Below are 19,663 nucleotides of genomic sequence, written 5' to 3' on the forward strand. Positions count from 1 at the left end.
GTCGCCGAGGCCGATGCCCGGGTCCGGCTGCCCAAGACCAACGACTACCTCAACGCCGACGCCATCATCGCCGCGGCCCGCGCGGCCGGCGCCGACGCGGTGCACCCCGGCTACGGATTCCTCTCGGAGAACGCCGAGTTCGCCGCCGCGGTGCAAACCGCGGGTCTGACCTGGATCGGCCCGCCGGTAGACGCGGTGCGCGCGATGGGCTCGAAGATCGAGTCCAAGAAAATGATGGCCGCCGCCGGGGTTCCCGTGCTCGAGGAACTCGACCCGGACACCGTCACCGCCGACCAGTTGCCGGTGCTGGTGAAGGCGTCCTCTGGCGGCGGCGGCCGCGGAATGCGGGTGGTCGACCAATTAGACGCCCTGCCAAGCGAAGTGGCCGCCGCTCAGCGCGAGGCCCAGTCCGCGTTCGGCGACCCGACCGTGTTCTGCGAGCGCTACCTGCCAACTGGCCACCACGTCGAGGTCCAGGTGATGGCCGACTCGCACGGCACGGTGTGGGCTGTCGGCGAGCGGGAGTGCTCGATCCAGCGCCGCCATCAGAAGATCATCGAGGAAGCCCCGTCACCGTTGGTGGAACGCACACCGGGCATGCGAGCCAGGCTGTTCGAAGCCGCCCGGCTGGCGGCCGGCGCGATCGGCTACACCGGCGCGGGGACGGTGGAATTCCTTGCCGACGACGACGGCGAGTTCTACTTCCTGGAGATGAACACCCGGCTGCAGGTCGAACACCCGGTCACCGAGGAGACCACCGGACTCGACCTGGTCGAGCTGCAGATCGCCGTCGCCGACGGCGGCCGATTGGACGCTGAACCGCCTGCCGCGCATGGATATTCCATCGAAGCCAGGCTCTACGCCGAGGATCCGGCGCGGGACTGGCAGCCGCAGGCCGGCCAGGTGCAACGCATCGATGTGCCAGCGGCACGCACCGAGTTCAGCACACTCGGGGCGCGGACCGGCATCAGGCTCGACTCCGGAATCGTCGACGGCTCGGTGGTTTCCATCCACTACGACCCGATGCTGGCCAAGGTGATCTCCTACGCTCCGACGCGCCACCATGCGGCGCTGGTGCTCGCCGACGCGCTGGCGCGAGCCCAGCTGCACGGCTTGCGCACCAACCGCGATCTGCTGGTCAACGTGCTGCGGCATCAAGCGTTCCTGGACGGCGCCACCGACACCGCGTTCTTCGACACGCACGACCTGGCGAAGCTATCCGCCCCGCTGGTGGACGACGCCGTCGTCCGGTTGTCAGCGATCGCCGCGGCGCTGGCCGACGCGGCCGGAAACCGGGCGACGGCCACCGTGCTGGGCTCGGTCCCCAGCGGGTGGCGCAACCTGGCGTCGGGCTACCAGGTCAAGACCTATGCCGACGACAACGGCGTGCAGCATCGCATCGAATACCGTTTCACCCGAACCGGATTGCGGCTGCCCGCCGACGAGTCGATACAGCTGGTCTCCGTGACGGCGCACGACGTCGTGTTGGCCGACGACCACGGGGTGGCACGTAGCTTCGCAGTGGCGCGCCATGACCAGGACGTCTACATCGACTCGGCGCACGGGCCGGTACACCTGGTGGCGCTGCCCCGCTTCCCCGAGCCGGGATCGGCCGTCGAGAGGGGTTCGCTGGTTGCACCCATGCCCGGCAACGTCATTCGGCTCGGCGCAGCGGTCGGCGACGCGGTCACGGCCGGCCAGCCCCTGATTTGGCTGGAGGCGATGAAGATGGAGCACACCATCACCGCGCCGGCCGACGGCGTGCTCGCGGAACTCAACGTCGCTACCGGCCAGCAAGTCGAGGTCGGCGCTGTCTTGGCACGCGTCGACCTGCCCCATGATCCCGAAGCAGAAGGAGACACACCATGACCGACAGCAGCTTCATCGAAAACGAAGACCGCAAGTCGCTGCGCAAGGCGGTGTCCGAATGGGCATCCAGTTACGGCAGCGAGTATTACCTGAAGAAAGCCCGTGCACAGGAGCACACCGACGAATTATGGTCGGAAGCAGGCAAACTCGGTTTCCTGGGCGTGAATCTCCCCGAGGAGTACGGCGGCGGCGGCGCAGGCATGTACGAGCTGTCGCTGGTCATGGAGGAGATGGCGGCCGCGGGTAGCGCGCTACTGCTGATGGTCGTGTCGCCCGCCATCAACGGAACCATCATCAGCAAGTTCGGTACCGAGGAGCAGAAGAAGCGCTGGATTCCCGGTATCGCCGACGGCTCGCTGACGATGGCGTTCGCGATCACCGAACCCGACGCCGGCTCCAACTCTCACAAGATCACCACCACGGCCCGCCGCGACGGCGGCGACTGGATCCTCAAGGGACAGAAGGTTTACATCTCGGGCGTCGACCAGGCTCAGGCCGTGCTGGTGGTGGCGCGCTCCGAGGAAGCAAAGACCGGCAAGCTACGACCGGCGCTGTTCGTGGTGCCCACCGATTCACCCGGATTCACCTACACCCCGATCGACATGGAGATCATCAGCCCCGAGCGGCAGTTCCAGGTCTTCCTCGACGATGTGCGACTGCCCAGCGACGCGCTCGTCGGCGCCGAAGACGCCGCGATCGCACAGCTTTTCGCGGGCCTGAACCCCGAGCGCATCATGGGCGCGGCCAGTAGCGTCGGCATGGGTCGTTTTGCGTTGGACCGGGCCGCCGACTACGTCAAGACGCGCCAGGTGTGGGGAACGCCGATCGGCTCGCACCAGGGGTTGTCACATCCGTTGGCGCGGTGCCACATCGAGGTCGAACTCGCCAAGTTGATGATGCAGAAGGCCGCCACGCTCTACGACAACGGCGACGACGGTGGTGCCGCGACGGCCGCCAACATGGCGAAATACGCTGCGGCCGAGGCTGCTACACGCTCGGTCGACCAGGCCGTCCAGTCGCTCGGCGGCAACGGGTTGACCAAGGAGTATGGCGTCGCCGCCATGCTGGCCTCGGCCCGGCTCGGCCGCATCGCACCGGTCAGCCGCGAGATGGTGCTCAACTTCGTCGCACAGACATCGCTCGGCCTGCCCCGGTCGTACTGATGGACACTCTCGTCGAGTACGCCGTCGACGGGCAGGTAGCGCGGCTGACACTGGATTCGCCGCACAACCGCAACGCGCTGTCGTCGACGTTGGTCGGCCAGCTGCATCAGGGCCTGCGCGATGCGGCGGGCGATCCCGCGGTGCGGGTCGTCGTGCTCGGCCACACCGGTAACACCTTCTGCGCGGGCGCCGACCTGTCCGAGGGGTCGGCGGCAAACGCGGATCCCGCCGAGGCGACCGCCCAGCGGTCCCGCGAAATGGCGACGTTGCTGCGCGCCATCGTCGAGTCGCCGCGACCGGTGATCGTCGCCGTCGACGGACATGTTCGAGCCGGCGGCATGGGCCTGGTCGCGGCCGCCGATCTCGCCGTCGCGGGACCCCGCAGCACCTTCGCGCTGACCGAAGCCCGGATCGGAGTGGCGCCGGCGATCATCTCGCTGACGCTGCTGCCGAAATTGTCCGCCCGCGCGGCCGCCCGCTACTACCTGACCGGCGAGACGTTCGACGCCGCCACCGCCGCCTCGATCGGGCTGATCACGATGGCCGCCGACGACGTCGACGCAGCGGTGGCTTCGCTGGTCGCCGACATCGGGCGCGGCTCACCGCAGGGCCTGGCAGCGTCGAAGGCGCTGACCACCGCCGCGGTGCTGGACGGGTTCGACCGCGACGCCGAGCGGCTGGGCGAGGAGTCGGCACGGCTGTTCGTCTCCGACGAAGCCCGCGAGGGCATGCTGGCGTTCCTGCAGAAGCGGCCGCCCAGTTGGGTGTCCGGATAGAGGCCCCGCCGCCAGCCCGCCCAGGTTTCTCCGCTAAGCAAGACGTGTGGAGGACGACAACCGCTGGCGAAATGTGTTGCGCAGCCTGTTCACCGGATGGCAGCGTCCGACCACCCATCCGGTAGACACCAGCGGCGAAGGCGCCGAGAGCCTGATCGGGTTCGTGGTGGCCGCCGCATTGGTGGGCGTGCTCACCGGCCTCAGCGCGGCGAGCTTCCGGCTCCTGCTCACGCAGGCCACCCGACTGCGTGACGGGCTCGCCGCCTGGGCGCACGGCAGCTGGTGGGGGTTGCTCGTCGTGGTGCTCGCATGTACCGCCGCCGCCGCGATCGCCGCCGCCCTGGTGCACCGGGTCGAACCGCACGCCGAGGGCAGCGGCATCCCGCGGGTCGAAGCAGTTGCAGATGGCCGCGTCCGACCCGACCGGTTTCGGATCCTGCCGGTCAAATACATCGGCGGGCTGCTGGCCATTGGCAGCGGCATGGCGCTTGGTCGCGAGGGACCGTCGGTCCAAATGGGCGGCTCGGCAGCCGTGATCGTCGCCACCCTGACCCGGCGCAATCTCGCCGACTTGCGCGTTCTGGTCGCCGGCGGTGCCGCGGCGGGACTGGCGACCGCATTCAACGCGCCGATCGCCGGCGGCGTGTTCGTGCTCGAAGAGCTGGTCAAGCGGTTTGATCCGCGCACCACAGTCGCCACCCTGGTGGCGTCCGCGTCCGGGTTTATCGCTGCCCACCTGCTGGTGCAATCGCAATACGAATTCAAGATGACCACGCTGCCCGACCCGCGAATGGTGCAGTACGGCTGGGTGTTGGTCATCGGAGTCGTCGCCGGCCTGTTCGGTGTGCTCTACAACCATGCGGTGATGTTCGCCCTGCGCCGAGCCGACGCCAGCGCCTGGCCGAAGGAAGTTCGCGCTGCGCTCACCGGCGCGGCGGTCGGGCTACTTGTGTGGTTGGCACCGGATCTGGTCGGCGGCGGTGACAACCTCACCCAGAACGCATTACTGGGTCACGGCGCTCTCCTGGCGACCGCCGGCGTGCTCGTTCTGCGTTTCGCGCTCGGTATCGTCTCCTACGCCGCGGCCACGCCCGGCGGGTTGTTCGCGCCGATGCTCGTGCTCGGATCGCAGGCCGGGCTGATCGTCGGGCTGATCGCCACGCACCTGACACCGCATGCCGCACCCAACCTGGCCGCGTGTGCACTGATCGGTATGGCCGCCTTTTTCGCGGCGTCCGTGCACGCCCCGGTCACCGGCCTGATCCTGGCGACCGAAATGACGGGCAACACCAATGAGTTGCCACCCATGCTCGGCGCATGTGCCATCGCGATGCTGGTCGCCATCGCACTACGATCTCGATCCATCTACGACCAGCTCGCCGATCGCGCCGCGGACAACGCGCCACCACACCTGAGTGAAATCTGAGGGTGACGCAACAGTTTGGCGAAGACGCCTTGCAGCAAAATTTCTTGGCCGTAGGCTCGTCACTGATGAGGAAGTCAGCGCAGCGAGGCGCGCAGGATCCACGGAACGCGACCACGCGTGCCGGCGAGACCGATCGCATTCAGGTCGCCCAGCTGCTCACCGACGCCGCCGCTCAGGGCCAACTGCAGATGAGCGACTACGAAGACCGCCTCACCAAGGCCTACGCGGCGCAGACCTACGAGGAACTCGATCGCCTGCGGTCCGACCTGATCGGGTCATCGGTGAGTCCGCAACGCGGCGGTGCCGCCAAGCCCGCGCCGTCGATGCTGCTGCTGGCCATCATGAGCGCGTTCGAGCGGCGCGGCCGCTGGAACGTGCCCAAGAAGCTGACGACGTTCGCGCTGTGGGGTGGCGGCGTGATCGACCTGCGCTACGCGGACTTCACTTCCACCGACGTCGAGATCCACGCCACGTCGATCATGGGCGGGCAGACCATCCTGTTGCCGCCCGAAGTCAACGTGGAGATCAAGGGCCACGGGGTGATGGGTGGGTTCGACCACAACGTCACGGGTGAAGGCACCCCCGGCGCACCGACCGTGCGGATCCGCGGCTTCTCGTTGTGGGGCGGCGTCGGTATCCGGCGCAAGAATCGCAAGACCCAGCACTAGCCCGTTGAACTATCGGCGGCGGCTGCGCAGGTAGTCGCCGACCACCGCCGCGCCCAGCCCGTCGAGATCGGGATCGACAACGCGGCCCTCGACACGACGCGCGACCTGGTCGATGAAACGGGCCAGCCCCGGGTCGCTGCCCAACCGGAAGATCGTCACCTGCGCGCCCAACCGGGCCATCTCGTCGAAGCCGCGCACGGTGTTGGCGATGGTCCGCGGATGCGGCGGGTAGTCAAAAAACACCGCAGAACCCCGCCCATCTCCGGCGTCTTCGAGGTGTGCGGTCGGCTCGCCGTCGGTGACCACCAGCAGGACGGGCTGCGCATTGGGATGGCGGCGCAGATGCCGGCCGGCCAAAGCCAGTGCGTGATGCAGGTTGGTGCCCTGCTCGTACACGCCTTCCAGGCCCATCAGTTCCGCGCTGGTCATGGTTCGCGCGTAACGGCCAAAAGCGATGATCTGCAATGCATCTGAACGGAATCGGGTGCGCACCAGATGATCGAGCGCCAGCGCCGTGCGTTTCATCGGCAGCCAGCGGTTCTCCATCACCATCGAGAACGACGTGTCGACCAGCAGCGCGACCGCGGCCTGGGTGCGGGTCTCGGTCTCGGACACCTCGACATCGTCCACGGTGACGCGAATCGCCGGCTCTCGGTTGTCCGCCTTGGTGCCGGCCTGCCGCAGGACGGCGTTGGTGAGCGTCCGCGTAACGTTCCACGGCTCGGTGTCGCCGAACTGCCAGGGCCGGGTCGCGCCGGTCAGCTCACCGGCCGCTCCGGCCCGTCGCAGTTCGCGTTCCCCGCGACGGCTCGAAAGCTGCTGCGCCACATCGCGTAATGCTGTCTCGCCCAGCCGCCGCATCGCCTTCGGCGACAACCGCCACTGGCCATCCGAGCTGCGGTCGAGGAAGCCCTGATTGACCAGCGCACGCTCGAGCTCGGACAGTGTCCGCGCGTCGATGGCGGCCTGGTCGCCCAACTGGCGGGCCAGCGCGTCGAGGTCGACGTCGTCCATCGTCGCGCCCGGATAGGCCTGCGACAGTTGCTCGGCGAGTTGTTCCAGTTCGCCGATGTCGGCCAGCGCCTGCGCGCCTTCACCCATCCCGAGCGGGTTGTCGCCGGAGAACTGCGACGAGCCGTCCCAGTCCTCGCCGGGCCGGGCCGCCTGCAGATGGGAGTCAAGTCGATCCAGCGCCTGCATCAACGCCGGCGAGCCGAATGCCTGCTGCGCCAACGCATCCAACTCGGCCCGCTGATCCGGGCTCAGGCTGTTGCGGAACCGCTGCGCGGCCGCTGCCCGCTTGGCCAGCGAGTCCAGCAGCTCCTCGACATTCTGCGGGTTCTCCGGGAAGAACTCGCCGTGCTTGTCCATGAAGTTCTGGAAATCTTGTTGGGAATCTTGCCCTTTGGCGTGCTTGTCCAACAGGTCGTTGAGGTCGTTGAGCATGTCGTTGACGCGCTGACGGTCTTCGTCGGTGGCGCCTTCCAGCGCCTCCTTCATGCCGGCGAAGCGCTGGTCGAGCATCTCGCGACCGAGCAGGTCCTTGATCTGCTCGTACTTCTGTCGCGCCTCGTCGCTGCGCCAGTCGTATTCGGAAAGCTCTTGCACGGCTTTGGCCGGCGACGGCGACAGCGCATCCAGTTGCAGCTCGCCGAAGCGGGCGTCGTCATCCAACGCGCGCGCCAGTTCCTTGCGCTCAGCCAGCACCGCATCGTCGAGCAGCTTTTTGATCTCCTGCAGGGTGCCATCTAAGTTGTTCTCGCGCAGCAATTCTCGTCGCCGACGGTTGGCCTCGGCGGCTAGTCGGTCGGCTCCGGTCATGTTCTTGGTGCCGCGGCGCAGCAGCTCAGACAGCGCACGGCGCGGCGACGTACCCGCCATCACGTCCTGCCCGATCTGCTCGAGAGCCTCGCGCAGATCCACCGGCGGTGCCAGTGGATCGGGCCCACCGGTGTAGGCCGAATATTTCGCCGAATGACCGGGCGAGTGAGCTTTAGCCATAGACGGTTTCGCCTTCCCCGGACACCTTGTCGACGCGCTTGGCCAAATACAGTGCCTCTAAAGCCAATTCCAGCGCCGCGGCGCGTTCACCCTCGGATTCGGCGCCGAGCCGCTTGGCGATCGCCTCGATGATCGGCAGATCCGGCAGTGCCGCCAGCACGTTCTTGGCCGAGACCCGCTCACCGGTCGTCACCGCGGAGCCGCCCTCGACCGCGGCGACCAGCGGACCGACATCGAGACCGCCGAGCGCTCGGGACGCGGTGTCGGCGGTGGCCCGACGCAACAGGTGTTCCAGCACAGCCTGCTCGCGTCCTTCTTCCCCGGACTCGAACTCCAGCTTGCCGCGGAGCACGGCGATCACCGTGCCCAGGTCCACCACCCGCGCCACCGGGTCCGTCTCACCGAGCAGCGCGCCGCGATGCCGCGCCGAGGCGGCAACGGTTTCGGCGGCAGCGATCGCGAACCGAGCCGACACCCCCGACCGCTGGTCGACCGAGGTGGACTCCCGCAGGTAGCGGGCGAACCGGGCGATCACCTGAACCAGGTAGTCGGGCACCTGCGCGCTCAGGTGCGCCTCCTGGCGGATCACTCCGACCTCCGCGTCGAGCTCCAGCGGATAGTGCGTGCGGATCTCGGCGCCGAACCGGTCCTTGAGCGGGGTGATGATGCGGCCGCGGTTGGTGTAGTCCTCGGGGTTGGCGCTGGCGACGACGAGCACGTCCAGCGGCAGCCGCAAGGTGTAGCCGCGAACCTGGATATCGCGCTCCTCCATCACATTGAGCATCGACACCTGGATGCGCTCGGCCAGGTCGGGCAGCTCGTTGACCGCGACGATGCCGCGGTGCGCCCGCGGAATCAGGCCGTAGGCAATGGTCTCGGGGTCGCCCAGACTGCGGCCTTCGGCGACCTTGATCGGGTCGATGTCACCGACCAGGTCGGCAACGCTGGTGTCGGGGGTGGCCAGCTTCTCGGTGTAGCGCTCGCTGCGGTGCCGCCACTCGACTGGCAGATCGTCGCCGAGGGTGGCGGCCTTGCGGATCGACTCCGGGGTGATCGGGCTGTACGGATGCTCGCCGAGCTCGGCGCCGCCGATCACCGGCGTCCACTCGTCCAGCAGGCCGATCAGCGCGCGTAGCAGGCGGGTCTTGCCCTGACCGCGTTCACCGAGCAGCACGACGTCGTGGCCGGCGATCAGCGCCCGTTCCAGCTGCGGTAGGACGGTGTCCTCGAACCCCAGGATGCCTGGCCAGATCTCGTCGCCCTCGGCTAAAGCCGTCAGCAGGTTTTCCCGGATTTCTTGCTTGACGCCCCGTTCGCGGTGCCCGGCGGCACGCAGTTCGCCGACGGTGCGGGGCAGGTTATTCGCAGCGGTCACCACTCCACGCTACGACGACGCAGCGGGTAACGGCACGCCCCCAGGTCACCTTGGCAAGAACAAGGCCGGGCAATCGCGTGGATTGCCCGGCCTTGCCGAGGTGAATTGTGCGACTAGCTGGTGGTGACAGTGGCCTTCTCGTCGCCCTCTTTCCAGGTGACGGTGCCGTGCTCGAACGTCGACTTGTAGGTGCCGTCGGGTTCCTTCATCTCATCAGCGGTCGGGTAGCCCAGCTTGCCCTGCGAAGCCTGGACGTCATTCCACGCGTCGCGGATCTTGCCCCAGACGAAGTAGACCGGGCCGCCGTTCTTGTAGATCAGGACTCCACCGTCGTACTGCTGGTAGACACCGGTGTTGTCTGCGGTGGGCTTCTGGTTGTCGTAGGGAGCGCCCAGATCTTTCTTTTGCTCGTCGGTGAGGGTCTCCCACTTGGCCAGGATCGGTCCCTCCACGGTGTACTCAGTGCCGTTCTTCCCGGCGATCTGGGTCGAGGTCGGTGCAGCAGCACTCGTCGACGGCTCGGCCATGGCCGATGACGTCATCGCGGCTGCCGAGGATGACGCCGTCGAACTCCCGGAGCTTGAGTTGTTCGACTGGTGACATCCCGCACCGATCAGAGCGAATACTGCAATTGCGACTGAGAACGACGCTGTCCTTTTGCTTATCGCGCGCATGTTTTCCTCTCGAATACCTTTCGAATCGCTCAGGACTCGTCCGGTAGACGCGCCCTAATTTTGACTCTAGGCCGAAATGATCTTGTACGGAAGAAAATCGGGGTGACCTAAATCGGCGAATAGCGATGCTTTGCACAGCGGTTGGCCGACGTTCAAGCGCGCGCCACCGAGTGGCCCAGGCAACTATCGCCGAACATCGACACGAAGCTCACAGTGGGAAGCGCGCGGCTACCCGATACCCTCAGTGCCGTGAATTCCCCCGACTGGTCTGATCGACCCAAGACGGAGCACTTCGGCCCCGCATCGTGGCAGTCCAGCGTGCTCGCCCTGCTTACCGCGATCTTCGTCCGGCCGGTGCTCGGCGCCCTGACCGTAATCGGCCTCGTCGTCAACCGCTTGCGCCCCGACGCGTTGCAGCGGACTCGACTCGACGGGATCGACCGCCCGCTGGGGTTGATACCGCCGTTGCCCGGCACTGATATCACACGGATCTCGTTGCCGCACTGCCCGGCCGAATGGGTCGTCGCGCGGGAAGCCCGCGATTCCAATTCACTCATCGTCTATTTTCACGGCTCTGCTTTGGTGACGCTAGGACTGAACTCCCATCGCCGATTCGTCAGCAGGCTGTCGGCAACTACCGGCGCGAAAGTATTGAACGTCGGCTATCGACTTGCGCCGCAAGCCAGCATCGAAGAAGCCGTCGCCGACGGATTGGACGGTTACCGCTACGCGCTGTCGCAGGGCTTCGCCCCCGAACGCATCGTGCTGGCCGGCGATTCGGCGGGCGGACTGATGGCCGCCGACGTCGCACTCGCGGCGCGTGACGCCGGCCTCCCGGTGCCGGCCGGTCAGGCGCTGATGTCCCCGCTGACGTCATCGGACATGAGCTTGAAATACCGGGCCCTGAAAGAGCACCGCGACGTGATGTTCCCGTTCATGACGGTGAAGTTCATCTACGACGTGTTCGCCACCGTCAACGGAACCCGGCCGCCGCCGGTGATGCCGCCGGAGGCGGACCTGCACGGCCTGGGCCCGTTCCTGCTGCAGGTGGGCACCCACGAGATGCTGCTCAACGACACCTTCGCGCTGGCCGATCGGCTGCGGGCGCACAACGTCGAAGTCTGGGTCCAGCAGTGGCACAAGGCCATGCACATGTTCCAACTGAGCTTCGACGTCAATCCCGACGCCCGCCGCGCGGTCGACGAGGTCGCGGCATTCATCCGCTACGCGACCACGGTGCAGGACGAGATAAGCGCCTGAAGCGCGGTGAGCTCCTAGTGCGCGAAGTGCCGGGCGCCCGTCAAATAGAGCGTCACGCCGGCCTTTTCGGCCGCCGCGGTCACCTCGTCGTCGCGTACCGACCCACCCGGATGCACGATCGCCTTGACGCCTGCGGCGGTCAGCGTCTCCAGACCGTCCGGGAACGGGAAGAATGCATCTGAGGCCGCAACGGCGCCGCGGACCCGATCTCCGCCGCGCTCGACCGCCAACCGTGCCGCGTCGACGCGATTCACCTGGCCCATGCCGATGCCGATGGTCGCGCCGCCGCCGGCGATGACGATCGCGTTGGATTTGACTGCGCGGCAAGAGCGCCAGGCGAAGGCCAGATCCGACAGTGTGGCCGGGTCGGCCGGGGCACCGGTCGCCAATGTCCAGTTGAGCGGGCTGTCGCCCGGCGCGTCGATCCGGTCCCGCTGCTGCACCAACATCCCGCCACTGATCTGACGGCGCTCGGTGTCGTCATCCATCGGCTCGGCCGCCACCAGGACCCGGACGTTCTTCTTGCGCGCCAACACGTCAACGGCGCCTGGTGCGTAGGCGGGTGCCACGATCACCTCGGTGAAAATCGTGCTCACGTACTCGGCCATCTCGACGGTGACTTCGGTGTTTGCCGCGATCACTCCACCGAATGCGCTGAGCGGGTCGCATTCGTGGGCTTTGCGATGTGCGTCGGCGACCGAGTCCGACGAGACCGCTATCCCGCACGGGTTGGCGTGCTTGATGATCGCCACGCAGATCTGCTCGTGGTCGAAGGCGGCCCGCCACGCCGCGTCGGCGTCGGTGAAGTTGTTGTAGGACATCTCTTTTCCGTGCAGCTGCTCGGCCTGCGCCAGACCGGGCCACCCGGCGTCGTCGACGTAGAGCGCGGCCTGCTGATGCGGGTTCTCGCCGTAGCGCAACTGGGTCGAGCGTCGCCACGTCCCGGCAACCCACTCGGGGAACGCCGTGGCCGGCTCCTCGGGCGCCAGCGTCGACTCCATCCAGCCGGCCACCGCGACGTCGTACTCGGCGGTATGCCGAAATGCCAGTGAAGCCAGCTTCTTTCGCTCGGCCAAGGTGAAGCCGCCACCGCGCACCGCGGCCAGCACTCCGTCGTAGCCAAGCGGATCGGTGACTACCGCCACGCTCGGGTGGTTCTTGGCCGACGCGCGGACCATCGACGGTCCGCCGATGTCGATCTGCTCGACGCACTCGTCCACACCCGCGCCGGACTCAACGGTCTCGCTGAACGGATACAGGTTGACCACCACCAACTCGAACGCCGCGATGCCGAGTTGCTCGAGCGCCGCCGCGTGCTCGGGCTTGCGAAGATCGGCCAGCAGCCCGGCGTGCACCCGCGGATGCAGGGTTTTGACCCGGCCGTCGAGCACCTCAGGGAAGCCGGTCAGCTCCTCCACCGGTGTCACCGGAATGCCGTTGTCAGCAATGGTTTTCGCGGTCGACCCAGTGGAGACGATCTCCACGCCCGCCTCGGCAAGGCCGCGGGCCAGGTCGACCAGACCGGTCTTGTCGTAGACGCTGATCAACGCGCGGCGAATCGGCCGCTTCGCGTCATGGGTGCTCATCCGATAGTCGCCTTTCGTCCGATCCAGGTCACACCGCCGGTCGCCACCGCGGCTATCACATCCACCAAGAGCCGTCGTTCAACGACCTTGATGCGCTCATGCAGGGTCTGTTCGTTGTCATCGTCGAGCACCGAGACGGCCTGCTGGGCAAGTATCGGGCCGGTGTCGGTGCCGGCGTCCACCAGGTGCACCGTGCAGCCGGTGACCTTCACGCCGTGGGCCAGCGCGTCGGCCACTCCGTGTGCGCCGGGAAATGCCGGCAGCAGAGCCGGATGCGTGTTGAGGGTGCGGCCTTCGAACTTCGAAAGAAATTCTGGGCCAAGGATTTTCATGAACCCCGCGGAGACGACGAGGTCCGGCGAATGTGCGGCCGTAGCCTCGGTGAGTGCGGCGTCCCATGCTTCGCGATTGGGATAGTCCGCGAGCCGCACCCGGAACGTCGGCAGCGACGCGTCAGCTGCGATGTCGGCCGCCGGACAGTCGCGATCAAGGCCGACCGCGACGACCCGCGCCGGATAGTCATCGACGGCAGAGTCCAGCAGGGAGGCCAGCAGCGAACCGGTACCTGATGCCAACACCACCAATCGTGCCGGTGCACTGGGAGGCACGCGGAACGGTTGCTGCACAGGCCGAGCCTAGCTGTCGTCGTCCGGTGAGGATGCGGGCTGGTCCGACGGGTGATCGATGCCAGGCCCGGCCTCGGATTCCAGCGATGGCTCGACGTCCGGTTCGGGCGGCGGCGGCGTCGCGCGCTTGGGCTTTCGCGGCCGGTATCTGATGCCGCCGGCCATCGCGACGGTGAGCCAACCCACGGCGGTGAACCATAGGAAGACCGCGAACCCGAACGTGCTCTGGTCGATTCCGACGCCGCCGAAGTTGCCCAGCTGGCCGCTGCCGGCATAGCCGAGCAATGCCAAGGTCAGCGCCGCCACCAGTGACGCGGTCCCCAACTTGGCCATCGCGTCGGACAGCGGTAACGGCCGGCGCGCACACTGCTGTCCCAGCGCCACACCCGATGATGCACCGACGATCAGCAGCGCAACCCAGGCCGGACCCAGCGGCGGGTGCGGCGCCGCGGCCAGCACCGGCAGGGCCGGCATGTCCCCACCGAAGACGGTGAACGAGCTGAACGTCGCAAAACCCAAGTGGGCGCTGGATCCCACGGCCATCGCGGCTGTCGCGACGATCACGTTCGGCACGTACAGGATCGAGAGCAGGGTCAGGCTGAACTGGCCGAATATCGAGTTGGTGATCGCGTACAGGTCCTGCATCGTCGACCAGTGCACGACCAGCGAGGCGGCCGCCACCATTCCCGACAGCCCGAGCAGCGCCAGCACGCCGGCCATCGCCGCGCGTAGTGCATCGCCAAGCCAATCCGGCAGTGGCGACGCCACCAGAGCCCGGCGGCCAATGCGCGAACCCACCCCGATGAACGCGCCGATGGCGTGCACGATCAGCACACTCAGGAAAGCGCGCAACGCGCTCGGCGTCTGCAACTCGGTGATGACCGATCCCGCATCGTGGATGACGGCGAGCGCGATCGCGGCGATCAGCAGCGGTCCACCCAGCGCCGACGCAAAGATCCACCGGATAGCGAACCACGAGGCGGTCGTGGTGGTGGCCAGCGCGGTAGCGCGCGCGGTACCCCACACCATCAGCAGCACCGGAAGCAGCGGCATCACACCCAGCTCGCGGCCACCGATCGAGATCGGCACCTGATGCACACCGAGCCACATGCTGGCGATCGCGCCGAGCGCACCGGTCATGTCGCTGTTGGCAATCACCAGTTGCAGCAACGTCACCGCGGCGATGATCACCAACGCCACTACGGCCGGGCCGAACGCGACCCGCAGAAGGTCACGGGCCTGGTTGGCGCCAGGGGTTCGACTGTCCGGCGTCACGGTTTGTGGACGTTACCTACCAGGTCCCCTGGTCGGCGACCCGCCGCGCCCGACAGTGCACGGTTAAGACTGTGACGGGCCCGACGGCGAGGACGGCGCCTGCGGCTGCTGACCCGAGCCAAACGAGTGCTGGCCGTGGGACGAACCGCCCTGATCCGAGGAGTTGCCCTGCCCCGAAGTGCCGGAGCCGGACGACGACGGCGGCGGGCTGAAGCTCGGGAAACCCGTTGGCGGGGTGGGCGATCCGTGCTGCGACCCTGCCGAGCTCTGCTGCGGTCCGGGTTGCGCGGGGAAACCGCCGGTTGTCGGCCCGGAGGGGTAGCCGCCGTACTGGCTGCCGTAGCCGGACTGGCCATAAGGAGGCTGCTGCTGACCGTAGTAGCCGCCGTACTGCCCGTAGTACTGGTCGTACTTGGGCCGCGGGGCCGGTGGGGTGATCACGCCGGCATCCAGCAAGAGCGCGGCGATCGCGAGCACGGCCTGAAGCACGCCCGCGCCCACTGCGATCCACAGCGCCCAGCCGCGGCCCGATGCTCCGATGGTGTCCTCGATCAGCAGCAAGCCGCCCAGAGTCGCGACCGCGGCGACCACCGCAGCGAAATTCTTGGCCCTCGGCAGCAGGCTGACGCCGGCCAGCAGGCCCGCGAGCAGCGCCAAGTCGACCGGCAAGGTGCTGCCGCTTTCGACAAGCTCATCGCCGTTGGGGAGGACGCGGGTGATCATCGGGCCGTAGCTCACCAGGTAGATCGCCAGCCCCAGCACCAGCACCCCGATGGTCAGATATTGCTTCAGGTTGCTTTGACCCTCGTCGCCCTTGTTGGCCGACGGCGCGGCGGGAGCCGCGTACGAGCCGGGCGACTGCGCGGGTGGATATCCGGGACTGCCGGGCGGGTAGGTCATGACTTCTCCTGTGCCTTCCGATGCGGTTGCAGCGCCACTGTGATGCGGCGCTGGTGTTCCCGCGCGCCGCTCCTCGCGAGGCTACCTGGTAACTCTCAACGAATGCCGGGGCAGAAGCTGGCGCGGGCATTGCGACGCGAGCCGACCATCCACGCTAGCGCACCTGCGGCGGTACGTCGGCGCGGACCTCCGGGCGGTACCGCGTCCGAATACCCACCCCCGGTGGTTGCCCGCAAGATTGGAACACGTTCTAATTCATCCATGGACTACGGGCTTGTGCTGTTCACCAGCGATCGCGGAATCACCCCGGCTGCGGCGGCCACGCTCGCCGATAATCACGGGTTTCAGACGTTCTACGTGCCCGAGCACACCCATATCCCGATCAAGCGCGAAGCGGCCCATCCGACCACCGGTGACGAAACGCTGCCCGACGACCGCTACATGCGCACCTTGGATCCGTGGGTAAGCCTGGGGGCGGCCTGCGCCGTCACCTCGCGGGTGCGGCTGTCCACCGCAGTGGCACTGCCGGTCGAACACGATCCGATCACTCTGGCCAAATCCATCGCAACACTGGATCACCTCTCCGGCGGGCGAGTCAGCCTGGGCGTCGGGTTCGGCTGGAACACCGACGAACTCGCCGACCACAACGTGCCGCCCGGGCGGCGCCGCACAATGCTGCGCGAATACATCGAGGCGATGCGGGCACTGTGGACCGAAGAGGAAGCCTCCTACGAGGGCGAGTTCGTCAACTTCGGGCCCAGCTGGGCGTGGCCCAAGCCGGTACAGTCGCACATCCCGGTGCTGGTCGGGGCGGCCGGCAACGAGAAGAATTTCAAGTGGATCGCGCGCAGCGCCGACGGCTGGATCACCACGCCGCGCGACTTCGACATCGACGAACCGGTGAAGCTGCTGCAGGACACCTGGGCGGCAGCCGGCCGCGACGGCGCGCCGCAGATCGTGGCGCTGGACTTCAAGCCGGTGCCCGAGAAGTTAGCGCACTGGGCCGAACTCGGAGTCACCGAGGTGTTGTTCGGATTGCCCGACAAGTCCGAAGATGAGGTCGCCGCGTACGTCGAGCGACTGGCCGGCAAGCTGGCCGCGGCGGTCTAGCCGCTGAATCTGATCGGAGGGCATCGTGACAGCCGACGAGGAGCCGGGCCGGCACTTCCCGTTTCGCTACGAAACCCGCCTTGCCCCGATGTGGCTGGCGTATCGACTGTGGCCCAGCACGCAGGGCGTCACCGTCACCGACGACGGCCGGCTGATCGCCCGCTACGGACCGTTTCGTATCGACGCGCCGCTGTCTCAGGTTCAGGGTGCTCATGTCACCGGGCCCTACCGTTGGTGGACCGCCGTCGGAGCGCGGCTGTCGTTGGCGGACGACGGACTCACGTTCGGCACCAATGCAACTCAAGGCGTGTGCATCCACTTCGAGCCGCGCATTCGCCGCGTGATCGGGCTGCGTGACCACTCCGCGCTCAATGTGACAGTCGAGGATTGCGAAGGCTTGGTCGCCGCACTGACCGACTAGCCGGGCGATGCCTGGTTGATGTGCTCGTCGGTCGACTTCACCGTGATCGCGGCACCCAACGGATCACCGTCGGTCATCAACGCCACCAAGTCCTCGTCCTCGGTGAGCGCCATGAACCGCGAACCGTCGGCCTCGAGCCGACCGATGATGACACCGGTCGTCGTCGGCCAGTCGTACCGCACGGAGTACGTCTCAATGGTGCCCGCGCCGTTGGCGTTTCGAGTGACCGGCACCTTCGGCAGTGCAGCGATGTCCTGTTGCAATTCCTTGCTACGGTCGGCCGCCCACTCGCCGGGATCGGTGGAGTAGACGCCGACCGAATACTTGCTCATCACACCGCCGTTGGCGCCGACCAGTCCGAACGAGCCTGGCTTGTCGCGCGCGGCGGCCACGGTCTCCGCGATACCGTGCAGCGAATAGCTGTTGCCGGGTCCGCCGAAATACGGCAGACCTCCGGTGAGCGTCAAACCGCGTGGATCGTCGGCGCTGAGCCCGAAGTCATCGCACACCGCGAAGACCGGGAACGGGAAGCAGCTGTAGAGGTCGAACGTCGTCACGTCGTCGATGCCGATGTTCGCGACCCGGAGCGCCTCTGCCACAGCCTGTTTGGCGCTGTAGCTGATACTGACGTCAACGCGGTCCAGCAAATCCTGCTCGGTCTGATCCGCGTGCCCCCGCAAATAGACCCACTTGCCCTCGGGCACCCCGAGTCGGCGGGCCGCCGAAACGGACATCACCAGCGCCGCGGCGCCTTGATTGACGGTGTCGCGCGCCACCAGCAGTCGCGGGTACGGGTGACAGATCATCCGGTTCTCGTCGGTGACGGTTTCGATCTCCGCCACCGACCGTTCCACCGGCGAGGACGAGAACGGGTTCTTTGCAGCGACTTTGGAGAACGGAGCAAAGAGCTCAGCCATCGCGTGCCGGTAGTCGGCGACGGTGAGCCCGAGCCGTGCTCTGCGCGCGTTGTCGAGCAGCCCGTACTGCACGGGCGCTCCGGTCAGCCCGTGCTTGGCGGTGTACTCGCTCATGTACTGCTCGAAACCGTAACCACGGTCCTCGAGCTGGCCACCGATGTCCTCGGTGAAGTCCGGCTTGTCGTCCCGTCCGGCGAAGTACTTTGCCGTGGATCCCGGTTCGGAGCCGAGGATCAATGCGACTTCGATGTCACCGGCGGCGATCGTCCCGGCGAACTCCGTCATCAACTTCTGCGGACCGTTGCCGCCGATGGGCTCGAGCACCGCACGCGGCGGATCGGCACCGACCCGGTTGGCCACCGATCGCACGTAGTTGTCGGAGCAACCGAGCGGCGGCTTCGTGAACGGAGTGCAGATCTCGAATTGACGCAGGCCGGCGAACACCTCGATGGCCTGTGCCACCGCGCCCACGTCTGCGCCGGTATCAGCGAGCGCCGCCCGCACCGCCTCGGTCGCCAGGTCGACTGAGGACATGCCCCGATAACCGGCATCGTCGATGCGCTCGGTGAACTGGCCCACCCCGACGACGACGGGAGTGCGCGGATCGACCGCCATTACAGGCCTCCTGACAAGTGTTAGTTCGTCAGGCTAACCGAAACCTGTAACGTGTTCCAATTTTGGACCGAGCAGTGAACTCCTACAGGCTTTGCAGGATTTGCCGCGCAAGCGCGGCGGTTTCCGACGGGGTCTTACCGACCTTGACGCCGGCCGCTTCCAGAGCCTCCTTCTTGGCCTGCGCGGTGCCCGACGAGCCGGACACGATGGCGCCGGCGTGGCCCATCGTCTTGCCTTCCGGCGCAGTGAATCCCGCGACGTAGCCGACGACCGGCTTGGACACGTTGGCCTTGATGTAGTCGGCGGCCCGCTCCTCGGCGTCGCCGCCGATCTCACCGATCATCACGATGACCTTGGTCTCGGGGTCCTTCTCGAAGGCCTCGATCGCGTCGATGTGGGTGGTGCCGATCACCGGGTCACCGCCGATGCCGATCGACGTGGAGAATCCGAAATCGCGCAGTTCGAACATCATTTGGTAGGTCAGCGTGCCGGACTTGGACACCAGGCCGACCGGTCCCGGGCCGCTGATATTCGCCGGCGTGATACCGACCAGCGCCTGTCCGGGGGTGATGATGCCGGGGCAGTTCGGCCCGATGATGCGGGTCTTGTTGCCCTTGTCGAGGTTGTAGGCCCAGGCATATGCGCTGTCCTGCACCGGGATTCCCTCGGTGATGACCACCAGCAGCGGGATCTTGGCGTCGATCGCCTCGATGATGGCGTCCTTGGCGAACTTCGGCGGCACGAAGATGATCGACACGTCGGCGCCGGTCTTCTCCATCGCCTCCGCGACGCCCCCGAACACCGGCAGCTTGATGATCATGCCGCCCTTGTCCTCGTGGGTGACCTCGGTGCCGGCCTTGCGGGCGTTCACGCCGCCGACAATTTGGGTGCCCGCCTTGAGCATTCGGGCGGTGTGCACGGTGGCCTCGCTGCCGGTGATGCCCTGGACGATGACCTTGTTGTCCTTGTTCAAAAAGATCGACATGTTCCCAAGTCCCTTT

Annotated in this window: 18 protein-coding genes; 9 read left to right on the forward strand and 9 right to left on the reverse strand. The window is 67.0% G+C overall.

What is annotated here, in order from left to right; all coding sequences use genetic code 11:
* The 5 genes from VN856_RS25795 to VN856_RS25815 form a co-directional block, all read left to right on the forward strand.
* Positions 1-1,869 (forward strand): biotin carboxylase N-terminal domain-containing protein (locus VN856_RS25795; RefSeq protein ID WP_325694612.1); only part of this gene is annotated, 1,869 nt, incomplete at its 5' end.
* Positions 1,866-3,032, forward strand: a complete 1,167-nt coding sequence (locus VN856_RS25800; protein WP_325694614.1) for an acyl-CoA dehydrogenase family protein — start codon at positions 1,866-1,868, stop codon at positions 3,030-3,032. The genes VN856_RS25795 and VN856_RS25800, both read left to right, overlap by 4 nt.
* On the forward strand, positions 3,032-3,808 hold the full coding sequence (locus VN856_RS25805; RefSeq protein WP_325694615.1) for an enoyl-CoA hydratase family protein: 777 nt from the start codon (positions 3,032-3,034) through the stop codon (positions 3,806-3,808). Before VN856_RS25800 ends, VN856_RS25805 begins: the two co-directional genes overlap by 1 nt.
* 46 nt (positions 3,809-3,854) lie before the next feature.
* Complete coding sequence (locus VN856_RS25810) at positions 3,855-5,234, forward strand: ClC family H(+)/Cl(-) exchange transporter (protein WP_325694616.1); 1,380 nt, start codon at positions 3,855-3,857, stop codon at positions 5,232-5,234.
* A gap of 65 nt (positions 5,235-5,299) precedes the next feature.
* A complete protein-coding gene (locus tag VN856_RS25815; RefSeq protein WP_325694618.1) occupies positions 5,300-5,902 on the forward strand; it encodes a DUF1707 domain-containing protein in 603 nt (200 codons plus the stop codon).
* A gap of 9 nt (positions 5,903-5,911) precedes the next feature.
* Here the strand turns inward: VN856_RS25815 and VN856_RS25820 are convergent, their stop codons facing one another.
* The 3 genes from VN856_RS25820 to VN856_RS25830 form a co-directional block, all read right to left on the reverse strand.
* On the reverse strand, positions 5,912-7,903 hold the full coding sequence (locus VN856_RS25820) for a VWA domain-containing protein (RefSeq protein WP_325694620.1): 1,992 nt from the start codon (positions 7,901-7,903) through the stop codon (positions 5,912-5,914).
* The gene (locus tag VN856_RS25825) at positions 7,896-9,281 is read right to left on the reverse strand and encodes an ATP-binding protein (RefSeq protein WP_325694622.1); all 1,386 of its coding nucleotides are present in this window, start codon (positions 9,279-9,281) and stop codon (positions 7,896-7,898) included. Before VN856_RS25825 ends, VN856_RS25820 begins: the two co-directional genes overlap by 8 nt.
* A 110-nt stretch (positions 9,282-9,391) precedes the next feature.
* The gene (locus tag VN856_RS25830; RefSeq protein ID WP_325694623.1) at positions 9,392-9,730 is read right to left on the reverse strand and encodes a hypothetical protein; all 339 of its coding nucleotides are present in this window, start codon (positions 9,728-9,730) and stop codon (positions 9,392-9,394) included.
* 10 nt (positions 9,731-9,740) lie between these two features.
* Here VN856_RS25830 and VN856_RS25835 point away from each other — a divergent pair, with 10 nt between their 5' ends.
* Together VN856_RS25835 and VN856_RS25840 are read left to right on the forward strand one after the other, a co-directional pair.
* Positions 9,741-9,878, forward strand: a complete 138-nt coding sequence (locus tag VN856_RS25835) for a hypothetical protein (RefSeq protein ID WP_325694625.1) — start codon at positions 9,741-9,743, stop codon at positions 9,876-9,878.
* A gap of 323 nt (positions 9,879-10,201) precedes the next feature.
* A complete protein-coding gene (locus VN856_RS25840; protein WP_325694627.1) occupies positions 10,202-11,212 on the forward strand; it encodes an alpha/beta hydrolase in 1,011 nt (336 codons plus the stop codon).
* Between the two features lie 14 nt (positions 11,213-11,226).
* Here the strand turns inward: VN856_RS25840 and purH are convergent, their stop codons facing one another.
* The 4 genes from purH to VN856_RS25860 form a co-directional block, all read right to left on the reverse strand.
* The gene (gene purH / locus VN856_RS25845; protein WP_325694629.1) at positions 11,227-12,798 is read right to left on the reverse strand and encodes a bifunctional phosphoribosylaminoimidazolecarboxamide formyltransferase/IMP cyclohydrolase; all 1,572 of its coding nucleotides are present in this window, start codon (positions 12,796-12,798) and stop codon (positions 11,227-11,229) included.
* Positions 12,795-13,424: a phosphoribosylglycinamide formyltransferase gene (gene purN / locus VN856_RS25850; protein WP_325694631.1), complete on the reverse strand. Its 630-nt coding sequence runs from the start codon at positions 13,422-13,424 to the stop codon at positions 12,795-12,797. Before purN ends, purH begins: the two co-directional genes overlap by 4 nt.
* 9 nt (positions 13,425-13,433) lie before the next feature.
* Positions 13,434-14,699, reverse strand: a complete 1,266-nt coding sequence (locus VN856_RS25855) for a DUF6350 family protein (RefSeq protein ID WP_325694633.1) — start codon at positions 14,697-14,699, stop codon at positions 13,434-13,436.
* A gap of 63 nt (positions 14,700-14,762) precedes the next feature.
* Positions 14,763-15,599, reverse strand: coding sequence for a DUF5336 domain-containing protein (locus VN856_RS25860; RefSeq protein ID WP_325694634.1), 837 nt, complete (start codon positions 15,597-15,599; stop codon positions 14,763-14,765).
* 261 nt (positions 15,600-15,860) lie between these two features.
* On the opposite strand from VN856_RS25860, the gene VN856_RS25865 reads away from it, so the two are divergent.
* Entirely contained in the window at positions 15,861-16,709 is an 849-nt protein-coding gene (locus VN856_RS25865) for an LLM class F420-dependent oxidoreductase (protein WP_325694636.1), read from the forward strand.
* A gap of 88 nt (positions 16,710-16,797) precedes the next feature.
* Positions 16,798-17,130 carry a hypothetical protein gene (locus VN856_RS25870; RefSeq protein WP_325694640.1) on the forward strand — a complete coding sequence of 111 codons (333 nt, stop codon included), beginning with the start codon at positions 16,798-16,800 and terminating at the stop codon, positions 17,128-17,130.
* On the opposite strand, the gene VN856_RS25875 is transcribed toward VN856_RS25870, so the two are convergent.
* Positions 17,127-18,662 carry an acetyl-CoA acetyltransferase gene (locus VN856_RS25875; RefSeq protein ID WP_325694638.1) on the reverse strand — a complete coding sequence of 512 codons (1,536 nt, stop codon included), beginning with the start codon at positions 18,660-18,662 and terminating at the stop codon, positions 17,127-17,129. The genes VN856_RS25870 and VN856_RS25875 overlap by 4 nt on opposite strands.
* Positions 18,663-18,744: 82 nt before the next feature.
* Positions 18,745-19,647, reverse strand: a complete 903-nt coding sequence (gene sucD / locus VN856_RS25880; protein ID WP_325694642.1) for a succinate--CoA ligase subunit alpha — start codon at positions 19,645-19,647, stop codon at positions 18,745-18,747.
* Between the last annotated feature and the right edge of the window lie 16 nt (positions 19,648-19,663).

The sequence above is a fragment of the Mycobacterium sp. genome (genome assembly GCF_035603715.1).
GTDB lineage: Bacteria > Actinomycetota > Actinomycetes > Mycobacteriales > Mycobacteriaceae > Mycobacterium.